General features: G+C 69.4%; 13 protein-coding genes. 7 read left to right on the plus strand and 6 right to left on the minus strand.

Annotated elements, in window-relative coordinates; translation table 11 throughout:
* The first annotated feature begins 8 nt into the window (after positions 1-8).
* Positions 9-446, plus strand: a complete 438-nt coding sequence (locus AC0KUR_RS32855; RefSeq protein ID WP_059557038.1) for a nuclear transport factor 2 family protein — start codon at positions 9-11, stop codon at positions 444-446.
* Between the two features lie 109 nt (positions 447-555).
* Here AC0KUR_RS32855 and AC0KUR_RS32860 read toward each other — a convergent pair whose 3' ends face one another.
* Genes AC0KUR_RS32860 through AC0KUR_RS32870 form a run of 3 tightly spaced genes read right to left on the minus strand, consistent with a single transcriptional unit; the run spans position 556 to position 2,811 of the window.
* The gene (locus AC0KUR_RS32860; RefSeq protein WP_226227171.1) at positions 556-1,623 is read right to left on the minus strand and encodes a maleylacetate reductase; all 1,068 of its coding nucleotides are present in this window, start codon (positions 1,621-1,623) and stop codon (positions 556-558) included.
* Between the two features lie 7 nt (positions 1,624-1,630).
* Entirely contained in the window at positions 1,631-1,933 is a 303-nt protein-coding gene (locus AC0KUR_RS32865; RefSeq protein ID WP_473376948.1) for a Dabb family protein, read from the minus strand.
* A complete protein-coding gene (locus AC0KUR_RS32870; protein WP_034186702.1) occupies positions 1,930-2,811 on the minus strand; it encodes an intradiol ring-cleavage dioxygenase in 882 nt (293 codons plus the stop codon). The genes AC0KUR_RS32865 and AC0KUR_RS32870 overlap by 4 nt, the downstream gene beginning before the upstream one ends.
* 118 nt (positions 2,812-2,929) lie before the next feature.
* Between AC0KUR_RS32870 and AC0KUR_RS32875 the strand changes: the two genes are divergently transcribed.
* The 5 genes from AC0KUR_RS32875 (at position 2,930) to AC0KUR_RS32895 (ending at position 9,083) form a co-directional block, all read left to right on the plus strand.
* Positions 2,930-3,853 carry a LysR family transcriptional regulator gene (locus tag AC0KUR_RS32875; protein WP_473376949.1) on the plus strand — a complete coding sequence of 308 codons (924 nt, stop codon included), beginning with the start codon at positions 2,930-2,932 and terminating at the stop codon, positions 3,851-3,853.
* 346 nt (positions 3,854-4,199) lie between these two features.
* Entirely contained in the window at positions 4,200-6,290 is a 2,091-nt protein-coding gene (locus AC0KUR_RS32880; RefSeq protein ID WP_473376976.1) for a TonB-dependent receptor, read from the plus strand.
* Positions 6,291-6,301: 11 nt separating this feature from the next.
* Entirely contained in the window at positions 6,302-7,087 is a 786-nt protein-coding gene (locus AC0KUR_RS32885) for an ABC transporter ATP-binding protein (RefSeq protein WP_034186768.1), read from the plus strand.
* Positions 7,084-8,073, plus strand: coding sequence for an ABC transporter substrate-binding protein (locus AC0KUR_RS32890; protein WP_473376950.1), 990 nt, complete (start codon positions 7,084-7,086; stop codon positions 8,071-8,073). Before AC0KUR_RS32885 ends, AC0KUR_RS32890 begins: the two co-directional genes overlap by 4 nt.
* A 2-nt stretch (positions 8,074-8,075) precedes the next feature.
* Positions 8,076-9,083: a FecCD family ABC transporter permease gene (locus AC0KUR_RS32895; RefSeq protein WP_473376977.1), complete on the plus strand. Its 1,008-nt coding sequence runs from the start codon at positions 8,076-8,078 to the stop codon at positions 9,081-9,083.
* Positions 9,084-9,139: 56 nt separating this feature from the next.
* Here AC0KUR_RS32895 and AC0KUR_RS32900 read toward each other — a convergent pair whose 3' ends face one another.
* Together AC0KUR_RS32900 and AC0KUR_RS32905 are read right to left on the minus strand one after the other, a co-directional pair.
* Positions 9,140-10,519, minus strand: coding sequence for an ATP-binding protein (locus AC0KUR_RS32900; protein WP_343727060.1), 1,380 nt, complete (start codon positions 10,517-10,519; stop codon positions 9,140-9,142).
* On the minus strand, positions 10,520-11,245 hold the full coding sequence (locus tag AC0KUR_RS32905) for a response regulator (protein ID WP_059557031.1): 726 nt from the start codon (positions 11,243-11,245) through the stop codon (positions 10,520-10,522).
* 245 nt (positions 11,246-11,490) lie between these two features.
* Between AC0KUR_RS32905 and AC0KUR_RS32910 the strand changes: the two genes are divergently transcribed.
* A complete protein-coding gene (locus AC0KUR_RS32910; protein ID WP_226227168.1) occupies positions 11,491-12,240 on the plus strand; it encodes a MipA/OmpV family protein in 750 nt (249 codons plus the stop codon).
* Here the strand turns inward: AC0KUR_RS32910 and AC0KUR_RS32915 are convergent.
* Positions 12,228-12,398 carry a hypothetical protein gene (locus tag AC0KUR_RS32915; RefSeq protein ID WP_473376951.1) on the minus strand — a complete coding sequence of 57 codons (171 nt, stop codon included), beginning with the start codon at positions 12,396-12,398 and terminating at the stop codon, positions 12,228-12,230. The genes AC0KUR_RS32910 and AC0KUR_RS32915 overlap by 13 nt on opposite strands.
* Positions 12,399-12,404: the final 6 nt, after the last annotated feature.

Here is a 12,404-nt window from a genome sequence, read left to right on the forward strand (position 1 = left end):
CTACGAAGATGAATGCAACGACGCAGGTTCATCCCGCTGTCGCGAAGTCGCTCGACGTGTGGCACGTGATGGTCGAGAACAAGGACTTCGGGCCGCTGGAGTCGATCGTCCACCCGGATGCCGTGTTCCGTTCACCGATGGCGTTCAAGCCGTACGGGCCGGCGCCTGCGCTGTTGATCGCGCTGCGCACGGTGATCACGATCCTCGAGGATTTCGCGTATCACCGCCAGTTCGTCAGCGACGACGGCCGGAGCGTCGTGCTCGAGTTCAGCGCGCGCGTCGGCGACAAGGCGCTGAAGGGAATCGACATGATCCGCTTCGACGACGACGGCCGGATCGTCGAGTTCGAGGTGATGATCCGGCCGTTCAATGCGCTGCAGGCGCTCGGTGCGGAAATGGGCGCGCGGCTCGGGCAGCAGATGCCGACGTTCAAGATCGGCGGGTGAGCGCAGGCGTGGCTGCCGCATGGTCCCGGCCCGCCGCCGCATGGCGTCGTTCGGCATTCGTGCGGGTTGTCTCGCCGGGGTTCGTTGGTGGGTTTGTCGCATGTGCGGGTCAGTACGCGGTCGAGCCGGGCAGGTTGCCGTCGAAGGCGTCCTGCAGCAGCGCGCGCAGGCCGTCGCGTTCGATCGGGCGAGGGTTCCAGTACGGATTGGCCGCCGCGAGGTCGGCCGCGCGATCGAGATCGGCCGCCTGCATGCCGATCGCCTTCAACGACACCGGCGCGCCGTTGTCGCGCGCCAGCGCGTAGAGGCCGCGCGCGGCGTCGTTGGTCCCGAGCGCGCGGGCGATCCGCTGCATCGCCTCGGGCGCGTACGCCGCGTTGTACGCGAGCGCATGCGGCAGCACGACCGTGTGGGTCGGTGCGTGTGGCAGGTTGAAGCTGCCGCCGAGCGTGTGGCAGAGCTTGTGGTGCAGCGCCATGCCGACGTTGCCGAGCACCATCCCGCACAGCCACGCGCCGTAGAGGGCATCGCCGCGCGCGGCGAGATCGGCGGGATCGCGCCGCACGCCGGGCAGGCCGCGCGCCAGCGCGCGAATGCCTTCCTCGGCGACGAGACCCATCACCGGATTCGCGTTGTCCGCGTACAGGCCCTCCGCCGCGTGTGCGATCGCATTGAGGCCGCTCGTCACCGAGAGCTCGACCGGCAGCGTCACGGTGAGCTCGGGATCGTAGATCACCGTCTTCGGCAGCACGCGTGCATCCGTGCCGGTGCGCTTGAGGCCGCCTTCTGTCAGGCCGTAGATCGGCGTCATTTCGCTGCCGGCGTACGTGGTCGGTATCGCGAGGATCGGCAGGCAGCTTTCGAGCGCGATCGCCTTGCCCAGGCCGATCGTCGAGCCGCCACCGATCGCGATCGCGCAATCGGCGTCGCAGGATGTCGCGAACGCCTGCGCATCGCGGGCGATCTCGATCGGCACGTGCATCGTCGCGCGGTCGTACAGCCCGGCGGCACGTGCGCCGAGCCGGTCGACGATGCGTTGCGCGAGGTCGCGCTGCTCCGGCGTGCAGAGCACGATCGCGCGCTGCGCGCCGAGCTCCAGTACTTCGCGTTCGAGATGGTGCAGGCTGCCTGCGCCGAAGACGACGCGGGCCGGCCGCGCCTGATAGATGAAGTTCATGTCTTGCTCACTCCGTCGCGTAGTCGACCTGATGGCGCGCAGTGCGCAGGCCGGTCAGTGTGTCGCGTACGCGTGCGTGTTCGGGATGCGTCGCGTAGCCGTCGAGCGCTTCGCGCGATTCGAATTCGGCGACGAGAATCAGGTCGCATGCGTGGTCGGCCGCACCGAGGTCCGTGCCGACCTCGAGGTGCGTCATGCCCGGAACCCTGCCGCGCAGGCTCTCGAAAGCCGTCTTGACGCTGGCGCGCGCCGTCGCGCGCTCGTGGTCGGTTGCGCCCGCAACGTTCCGCATCACGACGCGCCGGATCATGCGACCCGCTCCGCGGGATTCAGCACGAAGTCGTAGTCGAGCGTGTAGAACGGCGTGTCCATTCGCGACCCGTCGGGCGCGAGCCCGGGCGCATGCCGCACCCAGTCGGCGACGAGCGTCGAGCGCACGCCGAATACCGCGTCGGAGTCGAGATAGCGGTCGCCGTCGCGGAATACGTGCGTGATCAGCGTTTCATAGCCGCGCGCTGCGATCATGAAGTGCAGGTGGGCGGGGCGCCAAGGGTGGCGGCCGAGCGCATCGAGCATCGCCCCGACGGGGCCGTCGTGCGGAATCGGATACGGCTCCGCGAGGATCGAGCGGAATGCGTAACGGCCGTCGGCGCCGCTGCGCAGCCGGCCGCGTGCGCGATGCGTGACGGACCCGTCGTCGGCCGGCTGCTGCACGTCGTAGTGGCCGTCTTCGTCGGCTTGCCAGACTTCCAGCGACGCGTTCGCGACGGGCGTGCCGTCGATGCCTCGCACCTGGCCGGACACGAAGCAGGGCGCGCCGCATGCGCCGTTCGCGATGTCGTCGAACATCGCGAACTCGGGGCTGCCGTCGACGTAGAACGGGCCGAACACGGTCGCCTCGGTGCAGCCGGCCGGCTTCGCATGGTTTTGCGCGGTGACGAGCGTGGACAACCCGAGCACGTCGGACAGCAGGATGAACTCCTGGCGCTTGTCGTCGGTGATGTGGCCGACGGCCGTCAGGAAGCCGATCGCGACTTGCCATTCGGCCTCGGTGAGTTTCGTTTCGCGGGCGAACGAATGCAGGTGCTGGACGAGGCTCGTCATCACCGTGCGCAGCCGCTCGTCGCGACAGCCGGCGAGCGACGCGATCACGGCCTGCGTGATGGTGTCTTCGTTGAGATTGCGCATAGGGGGTGTCTCCTGATGTCGTTCGATGGCGCGCTGACGTAACATTAATTCCTCCCGGAAACGTAAAAAAGCGGGTTTGGAGGAGTTTTGTTCTCCGCCAGGTGGAAGAATCGAACGCATGGACAAGTGGACGCAGATCGAATTTTTCGTGCAGGTGGCCGAGCTGGGCAGCCTGACGAAGGCCGCCGAACGGCTCGGCATGTCGAGCGCGGCGGCGAGCCGCTGCCTGAATGCGCTGGAGGAGCGGCTGGGCGCGCGGCTCGTCGAGCGCACCACGCGCCGCCTGTGGTTGACCGACGCGGGGCACGAGTACCACCGCCGTTGCGTCGCGATCCTGACGGAGCTGTCGGAGGCCGATGCGGCCGTCAACGCAGCGAGCGTCAATCCGGCCGGCACGCTGCGCGTGACCGCGTCGGTGTCGTTCGCGTCGATCTATATCGCGCCCGCGCTGCCGGAGTTTCACCGGCGGTACCCGAACCTGAACGTGCAGATCGTCGCGGCGAACCGTTACCCGGATTTCATCGAGGCCAGCATCGACGTGGCGATCCGCACGCGCGAGCACGAAGCCGATTCGGGCATCACCGTGCGCAAGCTCGCCGAGACGCGGCGCGTGCTGGCCGCGTCGCCCGGGTATCTGGCGAAGCATGGCGCGCCGGCGACGCCCGACGCGCTGTGCGACCATCGGCTGCTGGTCTACAACCTCGCGAACGATCCATACGTGCTGCATTTCCGCCGTCGCGCGAAGACGCAGTCGGTCACGATCAAGAGCGTGCTCGATGCGAACGAGGGGCAGGTGATCCGCGCGGCGGCGCTCGCCGGGTTCGGCATCCTGATCCAGCCGCTCTACATCATCCACGACGATATCGTCGCGGGGAAGCTGGTGCCGGTGCTCACCGACTGGCAGCTGCCCGCGCTCACCGTCAACATCGCGTACCAGAGCCGCCGGCACCAGCCGGCGAAGATCCGCGTGTTCACCGAGTTCCTGATCGAGCGTTTCGAGCGCCTCGGGCTCGCGCGCAAGTGGAAGGAAGTCGGCCGCTGATCGCGGGCCGGCGTCGGGCGGGGTCGTGAAGTCCCGGCGCGAGTTCGCGATGCGCAACCGACCGCAGGGCGACACGCTGTGGGTGCGGTTCAGTTTCCCCGCTGTAAGGGCACCGGGAAGGGCAGAAAGGCTGACAAATTCCTGACGGATCGAGTTGATATATTGTATCATCCGACGTTTTCGTCGCCGGTGGCCGGCGACGACATTCCACACAGATCGATACGACGTGACGAAATCCGGAAACCATCTGGCGCGCGGGGAGCGGCACCATGCCGCGCAGCGCCGGAACGCGGGCGCCTGGCGCACACGCGCGGCGCGCGGCTGCACGACCCTGCTGGGCTGCGCGATGGCGACCTCCGGCGCGTTGGCCGCCGAAGCGGCCGCATCCGCACCGGACGAGCGGCATGTGCTGCCGGCGATCAACGTCAGCGCGCAACCCGTAGCGACCGACCCGCTGGCACAACCGCTCGAAACAGGCTCGCGGCTCGGGCTCGCGAGCCTCGATACGCCCGCGAGCGTCGAGACGGTCACGGCCGCCACGATCGACTCGCGCGGCGATCGCACGGTGCTCGACGCGGTCACGCGCGCGGCCGGCTTCGCGAGCGCGATGGCGCCCGGCAACGGCGGCACCGCGTTGAGCGTGCGCGGTTTCAGCGGGCAGGAATCGGTGATGACGCTGCTCGACGGCGTGCGGCTGATGCCGGCGGCCGGCACCATCACGTTTCCGTTCGATACGTGGTCGGCCGAGCGCATCGAGGTGCTGCGCGGCCCCGCGTCGGTGCTGTACGGCGAGGGCGCGATCGGCGGCGTCGTGAACGTCGTGCCGAAGCGGCCGCAGCGCACGCGCGAGACGACGCTGCAGGCGGGCATCGGCCTCGACGGCGCGAAGCGCGTCGCGTTCGATACGACGGGTGCGCTCGGCGCGCGGCTGTCTTACCGCTTCTACGTGAGCGACGCGCGCGCGAACGGCCTCGCCGAGCGGGCCGATACGCATACGACGGCGCTCGGCGGCGCACTGAAGCTCGACGTGAGCCCGCGGCTCACGCTGACGCTCGACTACGACTACGGCCGCCAGATGCCGGCAACGTACTACGGCGTGCCGGCGCCGAACGGCGTGCTCGATCCGGCGCTGCGCAAGCTCAACTACACCGTCGGCGATGCGACGATTTCGTACTACGACCAGTGGACTCGCCTGTCGGCCAGTTACCGGCCCGCGGCCGGCGTGACGATCGACAACCAGCTCTACTACCTGACGTCGAACCGCCACTGGCGCAACGCCGAATCGTACGCGCTCGATCCCGCGGCGGGGCGCGTCACGCGCGGCGACTATCTCGACATCGGCCACCACCAGCGGCAGATCGGCGACCGCCTGAGCGCGCGCGTCGACGGCACGCTGTTCGGCCGTGCGAACCGCTTCGTCGTCGGCACGGAGTTCAGCCGGATCACGTTCAGCGGCATCAACAACTCGCCGTACGGCGGCGAATCGACGGTGCCCGTGCACGGCTTCGACCCCGGCATCTTCACGAGCCCCGATCCGACCGTGCCGCAATTCAGCACGCGGGCGCGGCAGGCCGCGGTGTTCGCCGAGAACCGGCTCGAAGTGCTGCCGCGGCTCGCTTGGCTGAGCGGCGTGCGCTACGACCACATCGCCTTCAGCCGCGAACAGGCGGCGACCGGTGCGGGCTTCGACAAGCGCTTCGCGAACGTCGGCTGGCGCACCGGTTTCGTGTTCGAAGTCGCCCCGACCCTCAGCGCGTATGCGCAATACACGACGGGCGCGGAGGGGCTCGGCTCGCTCGTGACGTTGTCCGCGTCACAGGCGAACTACCGGCTCGCGACCGGCGAGCAGTGGGAGGCCGGGCTCAAGCAGACGCTGCTCGACGGCCGCGCATACTGGACGTTCGCCGTGTACGACATCACGAAGCGCAACCTGCTCAGCAGCGATCCGTTCCATCCGGCGCTGCGCCGGCAGGTCGGCCGGCAATCGTCGCGCGGCATCGAGTTGACGGGCGGTGCGCGGCTGCCGCAGGGCTGGACGATCGACGCGAACGTCGCGCTGCTGCGCGCGCGTTACGACGAATTCAACCAGACTGACGGCGGCGCGACGGTATCGCGAGCCGGCAACGTGCCGTCCAACGTGCCGCAGCAGACCGCGAACCTGTGGCTTGGCTGGGCGTTCGCCGAACGCTGGCAGGCGAATGCAGGCGTGCGCTACGTCGGCGCGACCTACGGCGACGATGCGAACCGCCTGCAGGTGCCGTCGTACACGGTGTTCGATGCATCGTTGCGCTGGCAGCCGACGTCGCGCACCGAGCTCGCGCTGTATCTGCGCAATCTCGCGAACCGCACGTACGCGGTGACGACGTCGAACGGCGGCGAGCAATGGCTGCTCGGCCCGTCGCGCTCGGCGGAGCTCGTCGCGACGATGCGTTTCTAGTGCGGCGCGACATGCGTCCCGTCACCCACATGCTCGACATCGAACGCGTGAGCTGGTCTCCCGGCGGTGCGATCGACGTGCTCGATTCGGTGACGCTGACGGTCGCCGAAGGCGAATTCGTCGGGCTGGTCGGCCCGAACGGCAGCGGCAAGACGAGCCTGCTGCGCTGCATATTCCGTTACGCGCGGCCCGATGCGGGCCGCGTTGCGCTCGATGCGCAGGACGTCTGGCGCATGCGGCCGCGCGCGGTCGCGCAGCGCATCGCGGTGCTGCAGCAGGAGACGCCGGACGATTTCGGGCTGACGGTCGACGAACTGGTCGGCATGGGCCGCACGCCGCACCAGCGGGCGTTCGACGCGGAGTCGGCCGACGATCGCCGGATCGTCGAATCCGCGCTCCGCGACGTCGGCCTCGTCGCGCGCCGCGCGCAACGCTTCGCCTCGCTGTCGGGCGGCGAGAAGCAGCGTGCGCTGCTGGCCCGCGCGCTCGCGCAGCAGCCCGAATTGCTGCTGCTCGACGAACCGACCAACCATCTCGACTTGCGTCACCAGCTCGAACTGCTCGCACGCGTGCGCCGCCTCGGCATCGCGACGCTCGCGACGATTCACGACCTCAATCTCGCGGCCGCGTATTGCGACCGGCTCCACGTGCTCGCGCATGGCCGGGTCGTCGCGTCCGGCACGCCGGGCGACGTGCTGACCGATGCGCTGCTGCGCGACGTATTCGGCGTCGCCGCGCTCGTCGATCGGCATCCTGTGTCGGGCCGGCCGCGCATCACGCCGCTTCATCCGGAATGACCGCCATGCCGTTTTCTTTGTCCTCCGTCGCACGCCGGCTGGTTGCCGCCGCCGCGCTCGGCTGCGCCGCCGCTCACGCGGGCGCCTATCCCGTCACCGTGCGCAGTTGCGAGCGCGACGTGACGTTCGAGCGTGCCCCGACGCGCGCGGTCAGCAACGACGTCAACCTGACCGAGATGATGCTCGTGCTCGGCCTGAAGGACCGGCTCGTCGGTTATACGGGCATCGGCGGCTGGAAAACGGGCACCGCCCGCGTGCGCGACGCGTTGCGCGGCGTGCCCGAGCTGGCGAGCCAGTATCCGTCGCTCGAGGTACTGGCCGCCGCGCGCGCCGACTTCTATCTTGCGGGCTGGAACTACGGGATGCATGTCGGCGGCGCCGTGACGCCCGCGACGCTCGCACCGTTCGGCATTCGCACCTACGAACTGACCGAGTCGTGCTCGCACGTGATGAAGCAATCGGCCGCGTCGTTCGAGGACGTGTTCCGCGACCTGAACAATCTCGGCCGGATCTTCGGCGTCGACGCGCGTGCCGCGCAAGTCGTCGCCGCGATGCGTGCGCGTCTCGCGGCGGTGGCGCGCACGCTCGGGAAGCCGGCGCCGCTGCGCGTGTTCGTCTACGACAGCGGGACCGACAAGCCGATGACGGCGGGCGGGCTCGCGATGCCGACCGCGTTGCTGGCGGCGGCCGGTGCGCGCAACGTGATGGACGACCTGCCGCGCAGCTGGACGCAGGTGAGCTGGGAGAGTGTGGTCGCGCGCGATCCGCAGGCGATCGTGATCGTCGACTACTCGGCGGTGACGGCCGCGCAGAAGCAGCAGTTCCTGCTGAGCCAGCCGGCGCTCGCGCGCGTGGCGGCGATCCGCGACCGGCGCTTCATCGTGATTCCGTACGATGCGGCGACACCGGGCCCCGAGAACGTCGCGGCCGTCGAGACGCTGGCGCGTGCGCTGTATCCGGCCGCGTTCGCCGGGCCGACGCGATGAGCATGCGCGTCGTGCTGCCGGCGCTGGCCGTGCTGCTGATCGTGTCGATCGTCGTGTCGGCCGCGTTCGGTCCGGCTCCGATCGCGATGCCGGCCGCGGTGCGGATCGTGGTCGCGCACTTCGCCTCGGCGTTCGGCGAGACTGGCGCGGTCGCGGCGAGCGCGGGCGACGACAGCATCGTGTGGCTGATCCGGATGCCGCGCGCGCTGCTGGCCGCGACCGTCGGGGCGACGCTGGCGGCGGTCGGCGTCGCGTTGCAGGCGGCGACCGCGAATCGTCTGGCCGATCCGCATCTGCTCGGCGTGAGCGCGGGCGCGATGCTCGGCGCCGTCGCGGTCACGGTGGTCGCCGGTGCGGCGTTCGGCCCGTTCACGTTGTCGGCCGCGGCGTTCGCTGGCGCGCTCGCGGCAACCGCATGCGTCGTCGCGCTCGCGCACCGGGCCGGCCGGCTCGAATCGGACAGGCTGTTGCTCGCGGGCGTGTCGGTGTCGTTCATGATGGCCGCATTCGGCAATCTGCTGCTGTATCTCGGCGACCAGCGCGCCGCATCGTCGGTGCTGTTCTGGATGCTCGGCGGCGTGGGGCTCGCACGCTGGGACCTGTTGCCGGTGCCGGCCGTGTGTGCGGTGCTTGCCGGCGGCGCGCTGTACGCGCGACGGCGCGAACTGAACGCGCTGATGTCGGGGGATGTCGCCGCGGCGTCGCTCGGCGTGCCGAGCGCGCGGATGCGGCGCGAGGTGTTCGTCGTCGCGTCGTTCGCGACGGGCGCGATGGTCGCGGTGAGCGGTGCGATCGGCTTCGTCGGGCTCGTCACGCCGCATCTGTGCCGGCGCGTCGTCGGCGCCGAGCACGGTCGGCTGCTGCCGGTCGCCGCGCTGACGGGCGCGATCCTGCTCGTGTGGGCCGACGTCGCGGCCCGCACGCTGGCCGCGCCGGAGGATTTGCCGATCGGCATCGTGACGGCGCTGTTCGGCAGCCTGTTCTTCGTCGCGCTGCTGCGCCGCCGCTGAGCGGCGAGCAATCGGATCCGGTCGGGTGGCGGCGGGGCGGCGGCCCACCGTGCCTGTCATCGCGACGGCGTGGCCGTGCGCTTGACGTCGCCGGGCGCGTCGGCGCGTGTATCGGTGCCCGTCATGTCGAAAAGGCTGTCCGGCAGTGTCAGCGCGGGCAGCGTGATCACGAAGCGTGCGCCGCCGAGCGGCGAATCCTCGAGCCGCACGTCGCCGCCGTGCACCTGCGCGACGCGCCGCACGATCGCGAGCCCGAGCCCGAAACCGCCGGTCTGCCGGTCGCGGCTGGAGTCGAGCCGCTGGAACGGTTCGAACACGCGCGCGCGTTCGGCGACCGGAATGCCGGGGCCGTCGTCGTCGACGCTGAGCACGAGCGCGCCGCTCGCGTCGCCGGCAGCGGCCAGCAGGACCTTGCGCGACGCATAACGCGCGCCGTTGCGGATCAGGTTCAGCAGCGCGCGGGCGACGAGCTTCGGATCGCACACGTGAGTCGCGGGCGCACCGAACGCCGATACGTCGAGCGTGATCCCGCGATCGGCGACGTCGTTCGCGACGTTGCCGGCGACGCTGTCGATCAGCGCGTCGACGACGATCTCCATCGGCGCGAGTTCGCTCGCCCCCTGTTCGAGGCGGCCGATCGTCAGCAGCTCGGTGACGAGCTCGTCGAGTTCGCGCACGTCGCGCCGCAGCGCATCGCGGCGCTCGCGCATCCGTCCGGTCTCGTCGGGTTCGGCGAGCAGGGCGAGCCCGAATTCGAGCCGCGCGAGCGGCGTCTTCAGTTCATGCGAGATGCCATGCATCATTTCGCGCTGCTGCTTGATCGACGCCTCGATGCGCTCGGCCATGTCGTTGAACTGCCGCGACAGCTCGTAGATGTTCGACTTCTTGCCCGCCAGCTTCACGCGCGTCGACAGCTTGCCGGCGCCGAACGCGCGCGCGGCATCCTGCAGCCGCCGAATGTCGCGCCAGTGATAGTGAATCCACAGCACGACCGCAAACAGCGCCGCGAGCGCGAGCAGCAGGTACGCATAGATCCGGATGTCGAGATCCGGCGGCTCGATCGGGCGCGCATGCAGCACCGAGCCATCCGCGAGCGGCATGTAGTAATCCTTGCCGTTGTAGCTGATCGCGATCCTGCCGGCATCGAGATCGCGCAGCGGTGCGCCGCTCAGTTGCGCGCGCGCGTCGGCCATCGACATGAAGCCGAACCCTTCGTTGCCGTGCAGCGCGAGTTCGCGCAGTGCAAGCTCGCGCTGCGCGCCCGGATGGCGCTCGAGGTAGTCGTTCAGCACGAACGAATAGGTCGTCAGCGAATCGCGCTGCGCCTGCGCGACGCGTTCGTAGAAGATCCGGTCGAACGCCAGCTGGATGAACATGATCGACGCGGCGACGCACACGATCACGATGAGGTACAGCCTGATCAACGGGCGCAGCATTTATTCGTCCCACGCGGAAGGGCTGAACAGATAACCGCGACCCCAGATCGTCTTGATCTTGTGCGGCTCCGACGACGCATCCTCGAAGCGGCGGCGCAGCTTCGAGATACCCGAGTCGACCGAGCGGTCGAGCCCGTCGAATTCGATCCCGCGCAACTGCTTCAGGATGTCGTCGCGGCTCAGCACGGTGCCGGCCGCGCGCGCGAGGATCAGCAGCAGGTTGAATTCGGCCGTCTTCAGGTCGACCGGCTCGCCGCGCCACGTGACGGTGCGGTTCGGTGGCGAGATCGTCAGTTCGCCGAACACGATCGCCTCCGGCGCGGCGACGGGCGCTTCGGCCGCGGCCGTTTGCGCGCGGCGCAGCAGCGCACGGGCGCGCGCGACGAGCACGCGCGGCTCGATCGGCTTCGTCACGTAGTCGTCGGCGCCGGTCTCGAGGCCCGCAACCTGGTCGTAGACGTCGGCGCGCGCGGTCAGGATCAGCACGGGGACGTTGGTGAACGCGCGGATGCGCCGGCAGACTTCCATCCCGTCGAGGTTCGGCAGCATCAGGTCGAGGATCACGAGGGCCGGCTGGTGCTCGCGCACGGCCGCGACGGCAAGGTCGCCGCGCCGCACGACCGTCACCGCGAATTCGTAGCCGTCGAGGTATTCGCGGACGAGCTGCGCGAGACGGTCGTCGTCCTCGATCAGCAGCACACGGTATTTGAGCGGGTCTTCGTTCATGGTCTCCTCGGGATGCGCGCGCCATCTCGCACCCGGCAGGCTGATGGGCGGCGCGGCACGCGAATTCTATCCGGCGTACGGGAGGGCGGGGGAGCGGGGCGACAATCTCGAACAATCGAACACAATTGAGCACAGATTCTCCGCACATTCAGGACAGTCGCGACGCAAGGCCGCACCTAGACTTCGGGCTCCGTCACTCTTATCTCAATATTGTGCGCCCCCTACTCCGCCGCTATCGTTATTGCATGCCGCTCGCCGGCCTGACCCTCGCCGCCGCCGCCGCCCACGCGGAAAACCAGTATTCGCTGTCGCTCGGCGGCGGCTTCGCGCCACGCTACGCGGGCAGCAACCAGTATCGCGGCGTCGTCGCACCATCGTTCTCCGCGACGTTCGGCAACGGCTTCTTCATCGACAGCACCGAGGGCGCGGGCTACAAGCTGAACCTGCCGCACGGCGTGTTCGTGTCGGCGGCCGTGAGCTACGACGCGGGCCGCGCGGACGAGAACCGCTTCGACCTGCCGGGCTCCGACTACCTGAAGGGCATGGGCCGGATTCCGGGTTCGGTGCTCGTCGGCGTGCGCGCGGGCGTGACGCTCTTCGACGCGGCCGAACTGAGCGTCGCGATCGATACACCGGTGACGCACACGTCGCGCGGCGTGTCGGGGCACGTGGATCTCGCGGTGCCGGTGCTCAAGACGTCGCAGCACGAGATCATCGTGACGGGCACCGTGCACGCGGGCTCGGGACGTTACATGCAGACGTTCTACGGCGTGACCGATGCCCAGTCGATGACGAGCCGGTTCCGGCCGTATTCGACGAGCGGCGGGATCGACAGCGCGTCGATGGCGCTCGCGTGGAACTGGACGCTGTCGCGGCACTGGTCGGTGCTCGCGACCGGCGGCGTGACGCGGCTGCTCGGCCGCTACGGCGACAGCCCGATCGTCCAGTCGCGCAGCAATTACTACGGGATGGCGGGCGTGACCTACACGTTCTGATCGGGCCGGCTCGACATGCGCGACCGGGCGCGCATCCCGGATGCGCGCGCCTTCGCGCCGGTCAGCGTGCGGTAACATGCAGGCGGCTTCGGCACCGGGCCGAAGCCGCCGAAGCCGCGATACCGGCGCGCCGCATCGGCGCGGGACCGGTCAAGCATGCAACG

The sequence above is a fragment of the Burkholderia sp. YHN3-13 genome (assembly GCF_055810675.1).